Origin of the sequence: Henriciella pelagia (assembly GCF_002088945.1) — a bacterium.
Classification (GTDB): domain Bacteria; phylum Pseudomonadota; class Alphaproteobacteria; order Caulobacterales; family Hyphomonadaceae; genus Henriciella; species Henriciella pelagia.
Window position 1 is genome coordinate 91,880 of sequence record NZ_NCSU01000014.1, and the last position, 20,807, is coordinate 112,686.

General features: G+C 60.3%; 14 protein-coding genes. 6 read left to right on the forward strand and 8 right to left on the reverse strand.

The annotated features are described in order from the left end of the window. Positions 1–26: 26 nt before the first annotated feature. On the reverse strand, positions 27–2,036 hold the full coding sequence (locus B8746_RS14465) for a TonB-dependent receptor domain-containing protein (RefSeq protein ID WP_084394417.1): 2,010 nt from the start codon (positions 2,034–2,036) through the stop codon (positions 27–29). Between the two features lie 505 nt (positions 2,037–2,541). On the opposite strand from B8746_RS14465, the gene B8746_RS17545 reads away from it, so the two are divergent. Continuing rightward, complete coding sequence (locus tag B8746_RS17545; protein WP_267905935.1) at positions 2,542–2,664, forward strand: hypothetical protein; 123 nt, start codon at positions 2,542–2,544, stop codon at positions 2,662–2,664. Between the two features lie 272 nt (positions 2,665–2,936). Continuing rightward, a complete protein-coding gene (locus B8746_RS14470; RefSeq protein WP_084394418.1) occupies positions 2,937–3,983 on the forward strand; it encodes a DUF6607 family protein in 1,047 nt (348 codons plus the stop codon). 33 nt (positions 3,984–4,016) lie between these two features. On the opposite strand, the gene B8746_RS14475 is transcribed toward B8746_RS14470, so the two are convergent. The 5 genes from B8746_RS14475 to B8746_RS14495 form a co-directional block, all read right to left on the reverse strand. Continuing rightward, positions 4,017–4,994 (reverse strand): NAD(P)H-dependent flavin oxidoreductase, encoded by a 978-nt coding sequence (locus B8746_RS14475; RefSeq protein ID WP_084394419.1) that lies wholly within the window; start codon positions 4,992–4,994, stop codon positions 4,017–4,019. Positions 4,995–5,073: 79 nt separating this feature from the next. Continuing rightward, on the reverse strand, positions 5,074–5,964 hold the full coding sequence (gene mmsB / locus B8746_RS14480; protein WP_084394420.1) for a 3-hydroxyisobutyrate dehydrogenase: 891 nt from the start codon (positions 5,962–5,964) through the stop codon (positions 5,074–5,076). Between the two features lie 12 nt (positions 5,965–5,976). Next, positions 5,977–7,002 (reverse strand): enoyl-CoA hydratase/isomerase family protein, encoded by a 1,026-nt coding sequence (locus B8746_RS14485; RefSeq protein ID WP_084394421.1) that lies wholly within the window; start codon positions 7,000–7,002, stop codon positions 5,977–5,979. Then, positions 6,999–8,141, reverse strand: coding sequence for an acyl-CoA dehydrogenase family protein (locus B8746_RS14490; protein WP_084394422.1), 1,143 nt, complete (start codon positions 8,139–8,141; stop codon positions 6,999–7,001). The genes B8746_RS14485 and B8746_RS14490 overlap by 4 nt, the downstream gene beginning before the upstream one ends. Positions 8,142–8,178: 37 nt before the next feature. Continuing rightward, entirely contained in the window at positions 8,179–9,675 is a 1,497-nt protein-coding gene (locus B8746_RS14495) for a CoA-acylating methylmalonate-semialdehyde dehydrogenase (RefSeq protein ID WP_084394423.1), read from the reverse strand. 113 nt (positions 9,676–9,788) lie between these two features. Between B8746_RS14495 and B8746_RS14500 the strand changes: the two genes are divergently transcribed. Then, positions 9,789–10,658, forward strand: a complete 870-nt coding sequence (locus tag B8746_RS14500; RefSeq protein WP_084394424.1) for a LysR family transcriptional regulator — start codon at positions 9,789–9,791, stop codon at positions 10,656–10,658. A gap of 4 nt (positions 10,659–10,662) precedes the next feature. Here B8746_RS14500 and B8746_RS14505 read toward each other — a convergent pair whose 3' ends face one another. Together B8746_RS14505 and B8746_RS14510 are read right to left on the reverse strand one after the other, a co-directional pair. Further along, a complete protein-coding gene (locus B8746_RS14505) occupies positions 10,663–11,607 on the reverse strand; it encodes an NAD(P)-dependent oxidoreductase (protein WP_084394425.1) in 945 nt (314 codons plus the stop codon). Next, complete coding sequence (locus tag B8746_RS14510) at positions 11,600–12,088, reverse strand: flavin reductase family protein (protein ID WP_084394426.1); 489 nt, start codon at positions 12,086–12,088, stop codon at positions 11,600–11,602. The genes B8746_RS14505 and B8746_RS14510 overlap by 8 nt, the downstream gene beginning before the upstream one ends. Positions 12,089–12,252: 164 nt before the next feature. Here B8746_RS14510 and B8746_RS14515 point away from each other — a divergent pair, with 164 nt between their 5' ends. From B8746_RS14515 to B8746_RS14525, 3 genes are all read left to right on the forward strand, one after another. Next, positions 12,253–15,081: a phosphoenolpyruvate carboxylase gene (locus B8746_RS14515; RefSeq protein WP_084394427.1), complete on the forward strand. Its 2,829-nt coding sequence runs from the start codon at positions 12,253–12,255 to the stop codon at positions 15,079–15,081. Positions 15,082–15,343: 262 nt separating this feature from the next. Then, positions 15,344–16,780, forward strand: a complete 1,437-nt coding sequence (locus B8746_RS14520; RefSeq protein ID WP_233124338.1) for a PfaD family polyunsaturated fatty acid/polyketide biosynthesis protein — start codon at positions 15,344–15,346, stop codon at positions 16,778–16,780. A 22-nt stretch (positions 16,781–16,802) separates the two neighbouring features. Then, positions 16,803–20,768, forward strand: coding sequence for a type I polyketide synthase (locus B8746_RS14525; protein WP_084394429.1), 3,966 nt, complete (start codon positions 16,803–16,805; stop codon positions 20,766–20,768). The last annotated feature ends 39 nt before the right edge of the window (positions 20,769–20,807 follow it).

The window sequence follows — 20,807 nt, forward strand, 5'->3', positions numbered from 1 at the left end:
CCTGAAGGTCGCGTGAGGCGACAAAGCTAAAAGTCCCGGGCGATCGCGAACTTCAGGTTCCGTCCCGGCGCATATCGCGTTGACAGATATGGCGTGTACGGATGGTCCAGCACATTCTCCACGCTGAAACGGAATGATGTGCCTTCGAGGACGCCTTCCTGGGGCGTGATTGTTGCGCGGAGGTTCGCAACAACATAGCCAGGCTCCTGCTCAGTGCCATTGCGTTCCGATTTGTCGGAGACGACGAATTCGCTGCTGAGGTCCACCAGGGGCGAGAACCGCTTGCCAAAGGTGATGCGCGCATTGTTTGCCGGGAAGTTGACCCAGTCTGATTCCACGCCCGCAGTATTGGTCTGCTCAGCGTCCATGATGTTCGCATTGAAATCTATGTAGAAGCCGGACCGGCGCGCATAGGACCCCTCCAGCTCCAGGCCCTGCAGCTCGACTTCGCTGACGCCGGAATAGGACGTCACATCCGTCAGTTCGGTCTGATAGAAATTGCCCTTGAGCGACAGGATATCCTGATCGGTGAACACGCCGATCTTGTCATAGGAAGCGCCAAGTTCGAACGTATCTGCGACTTCGGCCTGCTCCCGGAACACCACATTCGTAAGGTCATCGAGAATGGGAAGGCTCTCAGTGTGCGCATAGCTCCCGAAGACCGCCAAACCTCCTGCAAAATCGTAGCGCAGAGACGCGCCGCCCATCAGGGCATCGTCGTCGAATGTTTCGGTGATGCCGAGCGATGGGTCAGGGTCCAGTTCGGAGGTCTCCCAACGCAGGGCCGGCGTAAATGTGAACCCATTGCCGAAGCCAATCTCATCGACAACGAATACTGCAAATCGGTTATTGTCTCCGCCAGGCGCCGAATTGGCTGTCAGTCGCTCTCGGCTGATGACTTCGAAACCGGTGCGCAAATCCTGCACGATGGAGCCAGACGCAATGAAGGCGGTATTCTTCACGGTCAACTTGGTGGTCTCATATTGCTGGTCAGCGCCAACAATCGGCTCAATTATAAATGCAGGAAGCGGCGAGCTGCCGTCGACATAGGTCGAATCAATTTCCTGGTTCGCATAGGACAGGATCGCATCGAGGTCGATGAGGTCGTTCGCTGGATTGTAATTATAAGCCAGCGTCGCGGTCTGGGACAGCGTATCGCGGTCCACATTGCCGAAAGAGCCACCCGTCGTGCCGAACGAGTCATACGGCTTGTCGCGCTCGGAGGTCTCAGTGTCGGTATAGCTGGCCGTGACGCTGTGATCGCCCGCCGTGTATTTTGCCTTCAGCAGGAATGATGGAAGCTCGAACGCGCTATTGCCGATCGTGTTTCCATTGCCATCCGTCTGGTCCGACTGTTCGCGCCAGGAGTAATTGGCAAGAAATTCGAGATTCTCGGTCGGCTGCCATGCTGCCGTGCTTGAGGAGTTGAAGCCGTTCGAATTGGTCGAGCCGCCGAGCGACTGGCGGAAGGCAAATCCTGGCTCGCCACCGGTCATCTGCGAGGCGTCGATGGTTTCAAGACGCACAACCCCGCCCACAATGCCTGATCCATATTCGAAGCTTCCAACCGTACCCCGGATCACTTCCACACTTTTGTAAAGAGACGGGTCGGTGAAGAGCTGGGTGCCGATCCGATACAGTTCCTCTGCCCCGACGCTCGCATTGTCGACAAGGATGGCAACCTTGTGGTCGGTACCGTAGGTGCCATTTGCGCCAAAGCCGCGAATATTGATGCCGGAGCCGATAGGAGTTGAACCATTCACCAGCGTGACGCCCGGCACAGAGTCGATCAGCTCTGCAATCGTATTGGCCTGCCGGTCTTCAATCTCTTCCTGGTTTACCACTGTGATCGGCGTTGCCGTGTCGGTCTGAACCTCGCGCTTGCTCTCACCGAGCGTCAGCGTACCGAGAAACTCGCCGTCCTCTGCCGGCGCATCGGCGCCCTGCGCCAGCGCCATGACGCCCTGCTGGAATGCCAGAAGCGCGATCACCGCCGCGCCTGTCCGCACTGCTCGCAAGGTTGCTGATTGAGCCATAACAAATCCCTCCAAGTCACGAGAATGACAATCATTCGCAAATTGTGAGAGCTCTGTAACAGCATGCTCTCGTTTTGCAAATAAGAATTGTTCTCATTTTGGATTTGAGTTGGTCCTATGTTCGACACCACAGCTCGCCACGAGCTTACGCGCCGCGCCCACCCGCAATTGCCCCGATCACTCTACGAGATCGGGCAGGCCGACACAGAGGGGGGGCCTGTGAGAGCCCCCCCCTGACGAGCGGCCATGCTGCGCAGATGTCCCGGGTTGGAAGAAAAAGTACCGAATAGTTTGACGCTAATCTGCGTGGCATCGGGCATGAACCTCTCCGCACCGGATGCCTACCGAATAGAAAGTGCCGGAAACGTCCATCACAGCGCAAAATCGAGGTCGTTCTCCCTGCGTCCGGTAATAAAGTGCCCTGCATGATGAGGCCGTTCTTCGCTTCTCGTCGATGCCCCGCCATCATCCGCGCGTGGAAGGTTAGAATTGTGACCCGCATGAGGTGCAGTCGCTACTCGCCCATGAAGCGATCCACCACTTTACCGGCGGATACGGCAATGGCGGCGGCGCAGGCAGCCAGCAATGGACACGCACGAACGTCTCCAAGGATGATCGCGGCCTCTGATCGGCTCCTGCTGAGGTCGGCCCGCTTCATTTGGAGCGCAGAATGCTCTCGGTCCGCCAGAACCGCCCATGATGGATGAGCACTGAAAGCGCCGCCTCAGGGCTGCCCCCCAACCTGCCCTGACCAGCGCGGCTCCATGCTCCGTCTTCCAATCATTGCATCCGCCCCAATCAATTCAGACACCAGCCACCACATGTATTGCAAATGATTATCACTTGCATTAGCATTATTGACGAATAAGAAATCCACCGAATAAACTCCTGGGGGCACTGATGAAGTCCGCTTTTACCCGCACCGCCTTCGCCTGTTCGGCGTGGCTGATCTCCGCTTGTACAACCACCGCGGTTTCACCATCCATTGCACAGGACGCCGTCGTGGACGCGCCGTCGCAAGATCCGGCCGCGTTCGAGAAGGACCGCCAGGCAATTCTTGCGATGGCCGGGGACTACCGGGTGACATTCGACTTCACCGAAACCGTCTCCCTCTTTGAGGGGTATGAGCTTAAGGACCCGAAGCGGTCTGGCGGATACGAAATTGTTCGAGTTGTCGAGGACTCTGGCGATTTCATCAGCCTGCAGCACATCCTGGTCGTCGGGCCCAAAGACTCACCGATCGTGGTCAAGCACTGGCGTCAGGACTGGGCTTATGAACCGTCTCGGGTGCTCGTTTTCATTGGCGGCAATGCATGGGAATGGCGCGACGTTCCGGCTGCTGAGCAAGCAGGTGCCTGGTCACAGACAGTCTATCAGGTTGATGACGCACCACGCTATGGCGCTGTCGGCACATGGACATATGAAGACGGTATCGCCGAATGGACGCCGCCCGCCGAATGGCGTCCCCTGCCCCGCCGCGACATGACGACCCGCGATGATTACCACGCTGTCGACGCCGTCAACCGCCACACGCTGACGCCCGATGGCTGGGTGCACGAACAGGACAATACAAAGATTATCCTGACTGGCACGCCAAGAGCCCTCGTCCGCGAGGTCGGCGTGAACACCTATGAACGCAATTCCAGCTTTCCCGTCTCCGTTGGCGACGCCTATTGGGCAGCAACGTCTGACTACTGGGCTGGTGTGCGGGACGAGTGGTCCCGCATCGAGGACGAGAATGAGCGCTTTGCGATCACACTGAAGGGTGAGACCGAAGACCTCTACACCCCGCTTCTCAGCCTCGCAGAGGAGGTTCAGGCGGGTGAGAAGGACATTGCCGCCGCCGTGTCCGAAGCCCGCTCCGTCATTCGCAGCTTTGTCACCTCAGACATCGGCCAGCTCGCAGACCGGCTGCGCCCAACCACCACACTGGCAAAGGCTTATTAGCTGGAGGTGGAAGGCGCGGCTGCTCTCTCCTGATCAGGTGATCATGTTCGACATGCGTTTCCTGATCACCTCTTCGGCGTCGGCGACGATGCGGTCGATCAATTCCTTTACGGTCGGAATGTCGTGGATCAGGCCCTGGATCATGCCGGCTGACCAAATTCCGCCATCCGGATCGCCGTCGGCCATGGCCTGCCGTCCGCGCGTGCCGGCAACAAGGTGAACGACATCCTCGAACTTCGCACCGCCCTTGGCCTCAATCGCAACCACTTCCTCGGACACCTTGTTTTTCATGACACGGGCTGTGTTGTGCAGCGTCCGGAAGATCAGCTTGGTATCCCGCTCATCATTCTCGACCATCTGCTGCTTGAACTTCTCGTGGATCGGCGCCTCTTTCGTAACGCAGAAGCGCGTGCCCATATTGATGCCGTCGGCGCCGAGCGCGAGCGCTGCAGCAAGGCCGCGGCCATCGCCGAAGCCGCCAGAGGCCAGCATCGGGACTTTCACCTTGTCGGCCGCCGCCGGGATAAGGATCAGGCCCGGAATATCATCCTCACCCGGATGACCGGCACACTCAAAACCATCAATCGAGATCGCATCGGCGCCCATGCGCTCGGCTGAAAGCGCGTGTCGCACCGCTGTACATTTGTGGATGATCTTGATGCCATGCTGCTTGAAATGGTCGATATGCTCCTGCGGCTTGTAGCCAGCCGTCTCGACGATCTTGATCCCGCCCTCGATGATGGCCTGGCGGTATTCAGCATAAGGCGGAGGCTTGATCGCAGGCAGGATGGTGAGGTTCACACCGAACGGCTTGTCGGTCATCTCCTTGGTCCGCGCGATCTCCTTTGCGAGGTCCTCCGGCGTCGGCTGGGTCAGCGCCGTCAGGAAACCAAGGCCGCCCGCATTCGCAACAGGTGCAACCATCTCGGCATAGCCGACCCACTGCATGCCGCCCTGCACAATCGGATGCTCAATGCCGAATTCCTCGGTAAATCTGGTCTTGATCGCCACGTCTGTTCCTCCACGTCTTGACTGTCAGACGTGTTTCTAGGCCGGGATTTTGGGGAAATCACCCGTAACGCCGGGGAAATCAGATATCGCCGCGTATCCGCTTCATCACGCCGGAAAAATCGAGACCAGCATGGCCGTCCTCATCGAGCCTTGCGTAAATGTCGCGCGCATGTTTGCCCAGCGGCGTTTCAGCATCGGCTGCCTCTGCCGCACCAAGCGCCAGCTTCAGATCCTTCAGCATCATGGCGACGGCAAAACCCGGCTTGTAGTCACGATTTGACGGAGCGGTCGGCACGGGCCCCGGCGCGGGGCAATAGCTCGTCATTGACCAGCACTGGCCGGACGCTGTCGAGGAAATATCGAAGAAAGTCTGCGCGTCGAGACCGAGCTTTTCAGCCAGGTTGAACGCCTCGCACGTACCGATCATCGAAATGCCGAGCAGCATGTTGTTGGCGATCTTGGCGACCTGGCCGTTCCCGGCATCACCCGCGTGGAATACGTTCTTGCCCATGATCTCCAGCAGCGGTTTGGCCTTCTCAAATGCCTCTTTTGGGCCGCCGACCATGAAGGTCAGCGTGCCCGCATCGGCCGCCGCTGTGCCCCCTGAAACCGGTGCATCCACCATCAGGAAACCGGCCGCCTTCGCCTGCGCTGCTGCCTCACGGCTCTCTTCGACCGAGATTGTTGAGCAGTCGAGGAAGAGCGTGCCCGGCGCGGAATGGGCGGCAGCTCCATCGTCGCCGAAATAGACAGACAGGACGTGCTTGCCCGCCGGGAGCATGGAGACAACAACTTCGGCGCCCTCTACCGCATCCGCGACAGATCCCGCGCCATTCGCACCGGACTCTTCAGCCTTGCGGACGGCTTCAGCATTGAGGTCAAACGCCTTCACCTCATGGCCAGTCCTGGCGAGATTGGCGCACATGCCGGAACCCATATTTCCGAGCCCGATAAAGGCGACTTTTGTCATGGCTGTTTCCTCTCAGATGAACTGGAGCTCATTCTCGCCCAGCGGCGCGAAGAAGCTGTCGACGAGATCGTCTGACACCGCTTCGAGCGTGGGCGGCTCCCAATTTGGATTGTGGTCCTTGTCGACCAGAACGGCGCGGACCCCTTCGATAAAGTTCTCGGTGCAGACCAGTCGTCCGCCGATGCGGTACTCCATCCGCATATTGTCACGGAAGTCGCTCATCTTGCCGCCTTCAGTCAGTTGGCGATGCGCGATCTTCATGGTGAGCGGCGATTTGCTGGCGAGTGTTTCGGCCTGGGATTGCGCCCAGCCGCTTCCAGCCTTGAGCGCCGAAACGATACCTTCAACACTGTCTTTTCCGAAGCAGGCGTCGATCTCGCCCTGGTGCTCTGCGAAACTCGGCTCTGCTTTCGTCTTCAGACTATCCAGCGCGCTCACACCCTGCTCGCAGAGCTTGTCAGCCAGCCCGGCCGGTTCATCGGCAAAATGGGTTGCCACACCGACGGCCAGAACATCTTCGCCTTTCAGCCGCGCACCTGTCAGCGCGAGCCACATGCCGGTCGCGCCCGGAAGGCGCGGCAGGAACCAGCCGCCGCCAACATCCGGGAAGAGGCCAATGCCGCTTTCCGGCATGGCAAACAGCGTGTTTGGCGTCGCGACGCGGTACGTGCCGTGCACGGATATCCCGACCCCGCCGCCCATCGTCACGCCGTCCTGAATGGCGACGTATGGCTTTGGATACTCTTGGATCAGTGTGTTGAGCCGGTACTCACTCGCGAAGAAGTCGCGCGCTTCCTGCCCATCCGCCTTGCCGGAATCCTGAAGCATGCGGATGTCGCCGCCGGCACAAAAGCCGCGCGAGCCTTCGGCGTGATCCACGACGATCAGTTCAACATCTGCATCATCGCGCCACTTCAACAGAGCGTCGGTCATCAGTTCGCACATGTCGAGGTTCAGCGCGTGCAGCGCCTTCGGCCGGTTCAGCGTGATCCGCCTGGCCTTGCCCTGCTTCCTCGCGATGACACTTGGTTCGCTCATACCTGGCCTCGCATCATTTCGCGCGAGACAATGACGCGCATGATTTCATTGGTGCCTTCGAGGATCTGGTGAACGCGAAGGTCGCGCACAATCCGCTCGACTTCATAGTCACCGAGATAGCCATAGCCGCCATGCAGCTGCAGCGCGTCATTCGCGACCTTGAAGGCCGTATCCGTCACGAAGCGCTTCGCCATTGCGCAGAACTTCGTCTTGTCCGGCGCCCCAGCGTCCACCTTTCGCGCAGCCTCGTAAAGCAGCGAGCGTGCGGCCGCGAGTTCCGTCTCCATGTCGGCCAGCTTGAACTGGGTTGCCTGGAAATCGATAATGGCGCGGCCGAACTGCTTGCGTTCCTGTACATAGGCGAAGGCCCGGTCGAGAGCGTCCTGCGCGCCGCCAAGCGCACAGGCGGCAATGTTCAGGCGTCCGCCGTCGAGGCCCGCCATGGCGAACTTGAAGCCATTACCTTCCTCGCCGACCCGGTTGGTCGCCGGAATGCGGCAATCATCAAAATTGACCATTGCCGTCGGCTGCGCGCGCCAGCCCATCTTGTCTTCATGCTTGCCAAAGCTGAGGCCCGGCGCGTCCTTGTCGACCACGAAGGTCGAGACGCCCTTCGCGCCATTGTCATCGGTGCGCGCCATGACGACGTAGACGTCGGAGAAACCGGCGCCTGAGATGAACACTTTCGCGCCATTTAGCACATACTCGTCGCCATCGAGTTTTGCGGTCGTCTTCAGGCTCGCCGCATCCGATCCCGCGCCCGGCTCTGTCAGGCAATAGGAAGCAATAAGCTCCGTCGCGGTGAGACGCGGGACGTATTTCGCGCGCAGCTGGTCGTGGCCGAAACTGTCGATCATCCAGGTCGCCATATTGTGGATCGACAGGAAGGCCGCATGACTGATGTCGCCGCGCGAGAGCTGTTCGAAGATCAGCGCGGCGTCGAGCCGGCCTAGCCCCGAACCGCCATGCTCCTCCTGCGTATAGATGCCGCCAAACCCAAGCTCGCCAAGCGCTTCCAGCTTGGTGCGGTCCATCTCGCCGGCCTTGTCCCATTCAGCGGCATGCGGGCGCAGCTCACTCATGGCGAAATTCTTCGCCATGTCGGATATCATCGTCTGCTCTTCGGTCAGAAGCGTCATCGGTTCAGCCCTTCAAAATCCAACTTGTTTGTCAGACTTATTGCATCGTCGGGATGATGAAAGCCTGGTCGCCGATATCGCCTTCCGGCCAGCGCTGGGTGACCGTCTTGATTTTGGTCCAGAAACGGACACCTTCCGGCCCGTGCTGGTTGGTGTCGCCAAAGGCCGAACGTTTCCAGCCACCAAAGGTGTGATAGCTGACCGGCACCGGGATCGGCACATTGATGCCGACCATGCCGACATTGACCTGAGCGGCAAACTCGCGCGCCGCGCGGCCATTCGACGTGAAGATCGCGACGCCATTGCCATACTGGTGATTGCTCGGCAGCGCGGCCGCTTCTTCCAGCGTTTCGGCGCGCACGACCTGCAGCACCGGCCCGAAGATCTCTTCCTTGTAGGATTTCATCTCAGGCTTCACATAGTCGAACAGGGTCGGCCCGACGAAGAAGCCATTCTCATAGCCTTGGAGCGTGTGGCCGCGCCCATCGAGCTTAAGTTCAGCGCCCTCTTCCGCGCCCATGCGGATATAATCCTCAACCTTGGCCTTGTGAGCTGCGGAGACGACCGGGCCATAATGGGCGTCCTTGTCGGTCGAGATGCCGACTTTGAGATTGCTCGCGGAGTCCAGCATCCGCTCGACGAATTCGTCCCCCGTCTTCTTGCCGACCGTGACAGCCACAGGCAGCGCCATGCAGCGCTCGCCAGCCGAGCCATAGGCCGCGCCGACAATGTCCTTGACCGCCTGCTCCATATTGGCGTCCGGCATGATGATGCCGTGGTTCTTCGCCCCGCCCATGGCCTGGACGCGCTTTCCGTGCGCCGTGCCGGTGGCGTAGACATATTGCGCGATGTCGGATGAGCCGACGAAGCTGACCGCCTTGATGTCCGGATGCTTCAGGATTGCATCCACGGATGTCTTGTCACCGTGGACGACGTTGAGCACGCCTTCAGGCGCGCCGGCTTCGAGGAACAGCTCGGCCAGACGAACCGGAACGGACGGGTCTTTCTCCGATGGCTTCAGCACGAAGGTGTTTCCGCAGGCGATTGCCACGGCAAACATCCAGCACGGGATCATGGCCGGGAAATTGAACGGGGTGATGCCCGCCACAACACCCAGCGGCTGGCGCATCGAATAGACGTCAATGCCAGGGCCTGCGCCCTCGGTGTATTCGCCCTTCTGGAGGTGCGGGATGCCGCAAGCGAATTCGACGACGTCAATGCCGCGCTGGACGTCACCCTTCGAATCGGCAACCACCTTGCCGTGCTCGGAGGAGAGCAGCTCGGCCAGCTCGTCGATATTCTGTTCCAGCAGATCCTTGAACTTGAAGAGCACGCGGGCGCGGCGCTGCGGGTTGGTCGTCGACCATTCCGGCAGCGCGGCCTTGGCCGCCTCAACAGCCTTGTCGACTTCGCCTTCCGTCGCGAGATCGACTTTCGCCTGAACCTCGCCCGTGTTCGGATTGTATATGTCACCAAACCGCCCAGAGGTGCCTTCTACCGATTTGCCCGCAATATAATGGTGGACGTGCCGCATCTGTCGCTTCTCCCTGAAATCCTTGTCGCCTCTCACATAAGGGCTGTGCATTTGCTGGTAAACATGGATGATTGCAGTTTATATCTGCAATTTTGCAGGTTAATAGCTTCACCATGAACTGGGATGACCTCAAACTCTTTCTCGATGTAAGCCGTCGGCCAAAACTCGAAGAAGCGGCAGCGCAGATTCATCTCGACGCCACGACGATCAGCCGGCGTATCAAACGCCTCGAACAGGAACTCGGTGTCACCCTGTTCGAGCGCACACGGCGCGGTCATGTCCTGACCGTGGCCGGAGAAAAGCTCGTCGCCCGCGTCGAAGCCATGGAATCTGCGTCCTTCGATATCCTGGCTGAACGCACAAGTGAGCACAGCGCGGAAGGCCGTATCAGGCTCGGCGTGACTGAAGGACTGGGGTCAATCCTGATCGCCCCCGCCCTCGGCGATTTCAAGCAGCTGCACCCGAAGATCGACATTGATCTTATCGCGCTATCGGGTTTCGTCAGCGTCCCGAAGCGGCAGGCCGACATGTCGATCCTGCTGGCGCGGCCATCATCAGGCCGCCTCAAGGTCCGCAAACTCTCCGACTATTCACTGCACCTCTACGCCGCCCCCGTCTATCTTGATGCACGACCACCGGTCCGGACGCGCGACGATCTCCAGCACCACACGCTGATCGGCTATGTCGATGACCTCATTTATTCGGCGCAGCTACGCTATTTCGACGAATTGCTGCCGGGCCTGTCGCCAGACCTGTGCAGCCCGAGCATCGTCGCACAGTTTGAAATGGTGAGCGCAGGCGCCGGCGTCGGCATCCTGCCCGCCTTCATGGCCCGGCGAGATCCGGAGCTGCGCCGGCTGCTCGCAGATGAGCTGAATGTACAGCGCGCCTTCTGGCTGGCTGTGCATGAAGATGTCGCCAGCCTGACGCGAAATCGGCTCCTCTCCGACTTCCTCGTGAACCTGCTGCGCGACCTGCCCTGAACGCCTAGTACCCGCGCGTGACGTCGACCGAGTCCGGCAACTGCCCCGTCCTGAGAACCTCAGCCAGCAGATCGCAGAATCGGTTCACCGCATCGTCTGCCAGGGTGAGCCCCGCCACATGAGGGGTCACCGTCACCCGTTCATCCGTCCACTGCCAGTCCGCTTGCGGAAGCGGTTCTTCCTCAAAAACGTCCAGAACTGCGTGGGAGACAGATCCCTGGTCCAGCGCCTGTCGCAAGGCATCATGATCCAGCGTGGTCCCTCGCCCGATATTGATGAGCAGCGCGCCCTCTAACCGGCCAAGCAAGTCCACCGAGACAAGGTTTTCGGTCTCCTGTGTCGCTGGCAAGGCGAGCACCACAATGTCCGCCCCCACAAGAGAGCCTTCGGCTTGCAAAGCCTGAACCCGCTGCAGTCCTTCGCGCTGCCTTCCAGACCGCGAATACCCGGTCACACGAGCACCGAGCCGCTCAAACGTCGCGCCTATGACGCGGCCGATCTCTCCCGTGCCGACGACTGCAACTTCGCTGTCGAACAGGAAACGCGGCGCCGTGCGGTCCTTGTCCCAGACCAGCGAAGCATGCGCCTCCCGGCGGTGACGCATCTGCTGCAGGTGCTCCAGAGCGTAGCCGACGCAGTATTCGGCTATCTGCTCACCCATGCGGCCCGTGGTGCGGGTAATGACAGGGAGGGCACCGGTTTCGGGCAGGCCGGAACAGATCGCATCGACGCCGGCCCCTGTCGAATGGATCCAGTCATATTGATCCAGATTCTCATCCTCCGGCGGACGAAAGCTTATCAGCGCCTTGAGCCTGGCATCGGACTGCAAAGCGATCCGGCTGACATGAAGGGACGGAAAGCGCTCGCGAAGCGCCGCTTCGATCACATCGGCATGCTTGTCGATGATGCGAATGGCAACGTCTTCTGGCCGTAAAGCGCCTTCACTCATAAGACTGGATACGGTGGTAGGCTCGCCCGTGATAGATGAGGCAGTTGGCTGTCTCGCTCACCGCAATGTGAGCAGGCTTGCAGAACAGGACAGTGTGTGTGCCGTACTCAATCGCGCGGTCGACGCGGCAATCGAACCAGGCCGCAACATCCTTCAGGACCGGATTGCCGAGCGCGCTGACTGTCCAGGCGCCCGCCCCGAAGCGCTGGTCCGCAGGTACCTGTCCAGACGCAAATGTGTGGCTGATATCCTGCTGCTCGCTCGAAAGCACATTCACGCAGAGCGTCTGGTTCTGTTTGATGATCGCATTCGCGCCGGACGCCCGGTTCACGCAAACGATCAGAGAGGGCGGATCATCGGACACGCTTGTCACAGCAGAAACGGTGATGCCGTAGCGCCCTGCCGGTCCGTCGGTTGCAATCACACAGACCGCCGACCCCAGCTGGGCCATGGCTGCACGGAAGATTGCCTTGTCGGTCATAGACGGTGGGTGTCCTGAATGTTGCCAATACCTAGATAGATTTAGCGCTTTTGCGACATTTGAAAGGGTGGGATGCAGGCATGCAAGACTTTGCCTTGACTTAACGCCAGCCAAAGCGGCACCACGACAGTCAAGCAAGCTGGCTTTTCGTTCCAGGAGGACAGATGACCGACCGCCGTTCAGCCACATCTCTGGATCTCACAAGCGTTCAGGAAACGCTGCGCGTAAACGCAGCCGAGATTGAAAAAGACCCGCTGACGAATTCGGTGCTTTCGCTCGCCCTGTCTCTGTTTCAGGACCTCGATTGCGGAAACCACCATCTCGAAGAATTCGCCCCGCTGATCGATGATGTTCACTTCAAGCTCTTGTGCGAGCGTGCTGACAGGTTTCGCGCACAGCACATTTCAGTCGGCGCAGGTGATACATGGGCCGAGGTCCGCTCACGCCTTGAGGCGGCAGCCGAAGACGGGCTCGACGCGTTTACCGCCGCCGCCGGACGCGCGCATGGCGGTATCGTCTTCACCGCGCACCCAACCTTCGCACTTTCCAGATCCGTTCGACAGGCATTCGCCGAGCACGCCGCGCAGAATACGGACGAGACGCTCGCCAGATTGCGAGCCGAAGCCAACAATCCGCACGAAGATTGGCCAGACCAGATCACGCTGCAAAGCGAACATGAAGAGACCCAGTCAGCTATCCGCAACGCCCGCGACGCCGCGCGAAAGTATGCCGAACTCGTCATTGAGGTCGCTCAAAAATACTTCCCTGACCAGTGGCGAAGCTTCCGCCCGGTCCTGCCCACGATCGCCAGCTGGGTCGGCTATGATCTTGATGGACGCACCGATATTCACTGGTCACAGTCCATTGCGCTGAGACTCGGCGAAAAAGCGGTTCAGCTCTCATACTATGCCGAACGCCTGAGGAGCATCGGCGCCGGCAACAAGCTCGACGCCGTCATTGCAAGAGTCGAAGCTGCGCAAACCCACACGGCCAAGGCGGCTGAACTGTTCGCAGGCGACCTGTCTTCGTCCGGCACGCTGATCAAGGCGGCAAACTTCCTGACGGGCGAAACGCAGGCCAAACTGGTTGATAGCGATGAGATTATCGCCCCGCTCGACGCCCTGATCGCCGACCCGTCGTCAAGCGCCGATCTCGTGTCCGCCCTGATCGTCCTTCGCTCTGAAATCGAGGCGCTGCAACTTGGCACGGCGCGTATTCATCTGCGCGTCAATGCTGCACAGGTGCGTACCGTCCTGTCCCGAGACCTCGAGCTCGAGACGGAAGATAGCGAGCTTGGCCGACTGGCGCTCCGCAATCTCGCCGACATGGCCGATGGTGAGGCGGTACGGCCTGTCAATTTCGCTGACCTGTTCATCGAGCAGTCGACAGCCCGCCGTCAGTTCATGATGTGCGCGCAGATCCTGAAGCACATTGATGCGAAATCACCGATCCGGTTTCTGATTGCCGAGAGCGAGAACCCGGCCACCGTCATGGGCGCCCTGTATCTTGCGCATCAGTACGGTGTGGCTCACGCGCTCGATATCTCCCCACTGTTTGAAACCCCCGAAGCCCTTGAGTCCGGCGGCCGCTTCGTCGAGCGGCTGCTGGAGGAGCCGACTTTTGTCGAATACGTCAAACAGCGCGGCTATCTTTCCATCCAGCTCGGCTTCTCCGACTCCGGCCGCTTCATTGGCCAGGTCGCGGGCAATATGGCCATTGAGCGGATTCACAGCCTTATCGGCCGTGCTCTCGGAGACAAGCTGCCCGGCTGCGGCCTGCTCTTCTTCAACACGCATGGCGAGTCCATCGGTCGAGGGGGCTATCCCGGCAGTTTCGAGCAGCGCTTCGATCACTTGCTGACCAAATGGACTCGCGCCGGCCTGGTCAGTCGCGGCCTGCACCCCCTGCATGAAGTGAGCTTTCAGGGCGGCGACGGTTTCATGCATTTCGGAACGCCGGAACTTTCAGAAGCCACATATGCGGCCTTCTGTGAACACATTCTCAGCGACACAGGAAGCGCACATGAGGACCCTTTCTACAAGCGGACTGATTTCGTCTGGGATGCGTATCGCGCGCTGCGCAGCTGGCATGAGACGATCTTCGGTAATCCGGACTATGCGCACATGCTGGGTGGCTTCGCGACCGGGTTTCTCGTCAAGGCCGGCTCGCGACCCGTGAAACGGGCTGGCGGAATTATCGCCGGACCATCAGCTATCCGAGCCATTTCGCACAATGCATTGCTGCAGCAGCTCGGCGTTCCGCTGAACTCGGCATGTGGCATTGGTTCATCGGTCAGGCGCGAGTCCGAGCGGCTGACTCATCTGATCGACGAGTCGCCACGTTTGCATTCTCTGGTCATGCTCGCCACCACGGCCCGCATGCTGACCAGCCTGCCTGTCTTGCGTGGATATGCGACGGTATTCGACCCGGAAGCCTGGCTGTCGCTCGCCAAGCATGGAAATGTCTGCAATGCAGGCGCCATGCATAAGGTCGCGAGCGCGCTCGCCGACTATCAGACATCGACGAGTCTCAGGAAAATCGCCAACATCCTTGCTGTCGACCTGATGGAGTTTGACCGGCTCCTGAACACGCTCAAGGATTCCCCATCGGTCGAGGACCGCCACGAGGCTCGCCTCGAATTCCATGCCCTGCACGCCATTCGTCAGGCGATCATGATGTACGCCCTCAGCCTGGTCGGCCGTCTGCGCAATTTCTCGGCGCGGCATGATATCAGCCTGGAAGAAATCCTCGATCTCGTGCTCAATCTCCAGATTGATGACGCCGTTGCGCGGCTCGAAGAAATCTATCCCCTGTCGAGAGACGATGACGAACTCGTTTCGGGTCTTTCAGAGCCCGGTTTCGAAGCCAGTTCTGACGCTCTGACCGGATACGACCTTCTGCACAGGGACATTATTGATCCGCTTCGTCTTTCGGGTGAACTGATCCGCCGAATTTCGCTCGCAAATTGTCATGCTTTCGGCGCGTGGGGATAGCCGTGAAACTGGCCGGCATCGCAAACATAACGACATCGTAATCTGTTGCAATTGCAACAGATTGGAGGGCAGCAGCCTGAAATAGATGAAAAAATTCGAATGAGGCCTACGCAGGAGCAATAACGGTGCGGATCGTGCATTGATGCAGGTGTCGAAATCGGCTTAACCTGCAACCAGAAGGGGAAAATCAGGCGTGTTGGAATCGGAATCTCCCAAGTCCGCAGTTCCGCCTTCAGCCAAGCCGGTTGAAGTCAGGCCGCCCGTGCACCAATCCATTCCCCCCTCGGGCGGACTTGCCGTGCATGCTGAATGGCTCGGCGATCACAGCTTCACGCGCTTGCACGGCAGCCGCTTCGCCTATGTCGTCGGTGAGATGGCGCGCGGAATTGCAACACCGCAAATGGTGGTTGAGGCGGTGCGGGCTGGACTGGTCGGCTTTTATGGGAGCGCTGGCCTCAGGCCTGAAACAATTTCGGACGGCCTGTCTGAAATCGAGACAGGTCTTGGACCGAATGCCCCAGCCTGGGGCGCAAACCTGATCCATTCTCCGCAGCAGGCCGGATATGAGCGCGCCGTCGTGGACCTCTTCCTCAGGCGTAAGGTCGCGCGAGTGTCGGCTTCCGCCTTCATGGCCCTCTCACCGGAAATCGTGCGCTATAGCGCTGCTGGTCTCTCGCGCGCCAAGGACGGAACGATCGAGCGCGGCACTCACGTTTTCGCAAAAGTCTCTCGCGCCGAAGTCGCGCGACAGTTCATGGCACCCGCGCCGGAGAAGATGCTTCAGGACCTGGTCGCCAAGGGTGACATTACCTCAGAACAGGCAACCCTTGCGGCGAGTGTTCCGGTCGCGGGCGACATTACCGCGGAATCCGATAGCGGCGGCCATACTGACAATCGGGCCGCCGGCCCTCTTTTCTCGTCCCTCGCCCAGGCGCGGCTGGAGACAAGTAAAGTTCATAATCTGGACCCCGATAGTATCCGCATCGGCCTCGGCGGCGGCATAGGAACGCCATGGGCAGCTGCAGCAGCTTTCCAGATGGGCGCCGCCTACATCATAACCGGGTCCATCAATCAGGCGGCCGTGGAGTCCGGCCTCTCCCTGGAAGGGCGCAAACTGCTGGCCGATGCGGGCCCTGCAGATGTTGCGATGACGCCAGCGGCAGACATGTTCGAACAGGGCGTCCATGTCCAGGTGCTGAAGCGCGGCACCCTTTTTCCGATGCGCGGCAACAGGATGCGGGCAATATACCTAAGCCGCTCCGGTTTCTCAGACTGCTCCCCGGAAGAAAAGAAATTCATCGAAACGGCGCTCGGCGAAAGCTTTGAAGCGGCCTGGCAGAAGACCCGGGAATTCCTCGCAGCGAGCAACCCCGGTGACCTCGCCAGAGCCGATCAGGATCCGAAGCGGCAACTCGCTCTGGTGTTCAGGCGATATCTGTTTTTCGGAGCGCAGTGGGCACGGGACGGCGATCCAGCCCGCATTCGCGACTACCAGATCTGGTGTGGACCGGCGATGGGCGCGTTCAATGAATGGGTAAAAGGCACGCCGCTTGAGCCGCTGGAAAGCAGGAGCGTCAGGCAGATCGCATGGAATCTGCTCGATGGCGCGGCACACATAACGAAGCTTCAGGCCCTTCGTGCGAGCGGGACTGACGTCCCACAGTCTGCGTTCGATTATAGGCCGGGACTTTTTGAATAGAGTTTGTGAGGGCAAATTCGGCATGATGGATAAACAGGGGTATTCAGGCGACATAGCCGTGGTCGGGCTTGGCGCAATGTTTCCGGGACGGGGCGATACGCTCGGTTTCTGGCGGGACATTGCGGAGGGCGTCGATACGCTTGGACCGGTGCCTTCGTCTCACTGGCTGATCGAAGACTATTACGACGCCGACCCGCGCGCTCGTGACAAGACATATGGCCGCCGCGGTGGTTTCCTGTCGCCGAAAGGCTTCGATCCGCTCCATTTTGGAATTCCGCCGAACCAGATCGATGCGACGGACACAGCCCAGCTACTTGCCCTCATTGTCGCGCAGCAAGCGCTGGATGAAGCTGAGCAGGCGACCAGTGGCACGATCGACAGGAAGCGCACAAGCTGCATTCTTGGCGTGGCCTCCGCAACAGAGCTTGTCGGCCATATGTCAGGCCGGCTCCAACGCCCCAGCTGGGTGAAAGGATTGCGCGAAGCAGGCCTGCCAGAAGACCAGGTCCAGGACATTGCCGACCGGATTTCTTCAAACTTTTCAGAGTGGAAGGAAAGCACCTTCCCAGGACTTCTCGGCAATGTTGTTGCCGGGCGCATCGCAAACCGGATGGATCTCGGCGGCAGCAATTATGTCACTGATGCGGCCTGCGCTTCATCGCTTTCGGCCCTTCACGGCGCCGTCCATGAACTGCGCGCCGGAGACAGTGACCTTGTTCTCGCAGGCGGTGTCGACACACTGAACGACATCCTGATGTATATGTGCTTCTCCAAGACGCCGGCTCTGTCGCCGACGGAGGATTGCCGCCCGTTCTCGGACAAGGCCGACGGCACCATGCTCGGTGAAGGCATCGGCATTGTGGCGCTTCGCCGGCTCGAAGATGCCGAACGGGACGGAAACCGCATTCACGCTGTCGTGAAAGGCATTGGCGCCGGCTCTGATGGAAGGGCGACAGCAATCTACGCTCCCCTGTCCGAAGGCCAGGCACGCGCGCTCAGCCGCGCTTATGATCAGGCTGGGTACGCCCCCCGCACTGTGGAGCTTGTCGAGGCCCACGGCACTGGAACCAAGGCTGGCGACGCCGCCGAGATTGGTGGCCTGAAACTCGTCTTTGCACCGGAGAGCTCAGAGCCCGAAGACCCATGGTGCGCCATCGGTTCAGTCAAATCCCAAATCGGCCACACCAAGGCGGCTGCCGGCTCGGCAAGCCTGATCAAGACCGTGATGGCGCTCAGCCGGAAGGTGTTGCCCCCCACGATCAAGGTCGACCAGCCCGCGCCTGCACTCGCCGGTTCGCCCTTCTACGTCAACCGCGAACTACGCCCTTGGGTCAGGGGCAAGGATCATCCGCGCCGTGCCGCTGTCAGCTCTTTCGGTTTCGGCGGGTCCAATTTCCACGTCACGCTGGAAGAATATGTCGGCGAATTCGCAGCGCAACCTGAACGCACCCTGAGTAGCGAACTCTTCATGTTCTCGGCTGAAAGCGCAGAAGCGCTCGAACAGGATCTCGAGGCCGCCGCCGCCCGGCTTGAGACCGAGGATGATCTCGCAATCATAGCCTCTGAAACTCACGGTGCCTTCGACCCGATGGCGAAATGCCGTGCCGCGATCGTTGCGACAGACGGCGAGGACTATGCCGACAAGGCAGGCAAACTCGCCTGGCTGCTCAGCTCCGGGCAGACAGAAAATGCGCCGCTTCCCAAGGGCACCTGCGTTTCGCTGACACATGCCCGCCCCGGCAAGCTTGCCTTTCTCATGCCAGGCCAGGGCAGCCAGTATGTCGGCATGGGCAGGGATCTTGCCCTTGCCTTCCCGGAAGCACGCGCCGCATGGGATCTTGCCGCCAGCCACAAGAAAACCGGCAAACAGAAACTGCATGCACTGGCCTTCCCGCCCTCAGCGTTTAGCGCACAAGAGGCCGTCGATCAGGCCGACAGGCTGACGGCGATGGAGAACGCCCAGCCTGCCCTTGCGGCGGCATCGCTAGCCGTCCTTGCCGTTCTGGAAAAGGCTGGCGTCCATGCCGACACCGCTGCCGGTCACAGTTTCGGTGAGATCATGGCCCTGCAGGCGGCAGGCGCCCTCAGTCCAAAAGACGCACTGACTGTGGCAAACAAGCGCGCCAGTCTCATGGCAAAAGCGGCGGCTTCGAATGAAGGCGCAATGCTTGCGACGCAGACGTCGACTGACAAGCTAAAGCCTTTCCTTGCAGACCATCCAGATGTCGTCATTGCCAATGACAATGCTCCGACCCAGACCGTCCTCTCCGGTCCGGTTGAAGCAATTGAGGCTGTGCGCACCGCGCTGGACGCGGCCAATATCAAGGCGCGCCGCCTGCCTGTTGCGTCAGCCTTCCATTCGCCGATTGTCGCTGCAGCAGTGACGCCATTCCGCAAGGCCCTCGAGAAGATTGAGCTGCGGAAGGCGCGCTTTCCGGTCTACGCCAATGTCTCGGCCAAGCGCTATCCGCTCGCCTATGCCCGCCAGCGCGACCTGCTTGCGACACAGATTGAAAGTCCGGTCCGCTTTCGCGAAATCATTGAAACCATGGCCGCCGATGGCGTCACCACATTCGTCGAGGCGGGCCCCGGCAAGGTACTCACCGCGCTGGTCGGACAGATCCTGCCAGGCAAAGCCGAAGCCGTCGCACTCGATGACAAGAAAGGTGATGGCCTCGCCGCTTTCCTCGCAGGTCTCGGGAAGCTCGCCGTGCTCGGCCACCCTGTCGATCTGGTATCACTGTTCGAAGGGCTTCCTGCGCCTGCCGCAAAAGCATCCCGTTCGAAACACGCCGTTGACCTCAACGGTGCCAATTACAAGAAGCCCTATCCGCCACAGGGCGGCGCAGCCGCGTTGCCCAAGCCGAACCCCAAGCCTACAGCTGTACCGGCCGAAGCCTCGCCTCCACCCGTGCAGACCGTCGCACCCGCCTCACCACCTGCTCAAAGTAAAGTTTCCACAGGAGCCACGCCCGTGACCCAATCTGCCTCCACACCGCCAAGCGACGCTGCCGAGCGCATTCACGCCAATCTCACGGCCGCGCATGCCGACTATATGGAAGCCCTGAAATCGGCGCATTCGCAATACCTGCAGACGTCTGCTGCCATTCTCGGAAACGCTTCGATGACTACAAGCGCTGCCCCTGCGACGCCGCGTCAGCAATATGTGGCGCCGCCCGCACCCGCCCCGGTCGTGGCTGCACCAACCCCGGCTCCAGCGCCCGCTGTACCTGCAACCAATGGCAGCGGACACGCACCGGCTCCTCAGGCCGCGCCTGCCGCCCAGCCACCCACTGCTCCAACACCTCAACCACCTGCTCCGGCAGCCGCACCTCAGGCAGCCCTGCATGTGGCGGCGCCTGCACCTGACCCCGTCACCGCCCCCCCGGCTGCAGCCGATTTCAGCGCAGTTGTGACAGCGCTCGTCGCGGAAAAGACCGGCTACCCAGCCGACATGCTCGAACTCGACATGGACCTTGAAGGAGAGCTGGGCGTCGACTCGATCAAGCAGGTCGAAATCCTTTCCGCATTGCGCGAAACAATGCCGGACCTGCCGGAGGTGGAACCGGAGCAGATCGCCGAACTGCGCACGATCCGGAAAATCGCCGACTTTCTTTCGCCTGCTGGCACCGCGGCGTCTGCTCCGGTCACTGCGGCTCCTGCGCCGCATGCACCGAACGGGAGTGGCAATGGGCATGCTCATCACGCACCGCAGGCTGTCCCGGCGTCCGCGCCACCTTCTGCACCTTCTGCCCCTGCCGGTGACATGGCTGACCTCGTCCGCAATCTCATTGCCGAGAAGACGGGCTATCCGCCTGAGATGCTCGAAGATGACATGGATCTTGAGGGCGAGCTGGGTGTCGACTCCATCAAGCAGGTGGAAATCCTGTCTGCCCTGCGCGACGCCATGCCGAACCTGCCCGAGGTTGAACCTGAACAGATTGCAGAGCTCCGCTCGATCCGGAAGATCGCCGATTTTTTTCAGTAGGGGGCGCGCCGGCGCCTTCGCGCGCTGACCGCCCCGCTT

Coding starts and splice junctions, on each gene's coding strand:
- B8746_RS14465 (WP_084394417.1), bottom strand. CDS start 2,036: ATGGCTCAATCAGCAACCTTGCGAGCAGTGCGGACAGGCGCGGCGGTG.
- B8746_RS14470 (WP_084394418.1), top strand. CDS start 2,937: ATGAAGTCCGCTTTTACCCGCACCGCCTTCGCCTGTTCGGCGTGGCTG.
- mmsB (WP_084394420.1), bottom strand. CDS start 5,964: ATGACAAAAGTCGCCTTTATCGGGCTCGGAAATATGGGTTCCGGCATG.
- B8746_RS14485 (WP_084394421.1), bottom strand. CDS start 7,002: ATGAGCGAACCAAGTGTCATCGCGAGGAAGCAGGGCAAGGCCAGGCGG.
- B8746_RS14490 (WP_084394422.1), bottom strand. CDS start 8,141: ATGACGCTTCTGACCGAAGAGCAGACGATGATATCCGACATGGCGAAG.
- B8746_RS14495 (WP_084394423.1), bottom strand. CDS start 9,675: ATGCGGCACGTCCACCATTATATTGCGGGCAAATCGGTAGAAGGCACC.
- B8746_RS14500 (WP_084394424.1), top strand. CDS start 9,789: ATGAACTGGGATGACCTCAAACTCTTTCTCGATGTAAGCCGTCGGCCA.
- B8746_RS14505 (WP_084394425.1), bottom strand. CDS start 11,607: ATGAGTGAAGGCGCTTTACGGCCAGAAGACGTTGCCATTCGCATCATC.
- B8746_RS14510 (WP_084394426.1), bottom strand. CDS start 12,088: ATGACCGACAAGGCAATCTTCCGTGCAGCCATGGCCCAGCTGGGGTCG.
- B8746_RS14515 (WP_084394427.1), top strand. CDS start 12,253: ATGACCGACCGCCGTTCAGCCACATCTCTGGATCTCACAAGCGTTCAG.
- B8746_RS14525 (WP_084394429.1), top strand. CDS start 16,803: ATGATGGATAAACAGGGGTATTCAGGCGACATAGCCGTGGTCGGGCTT.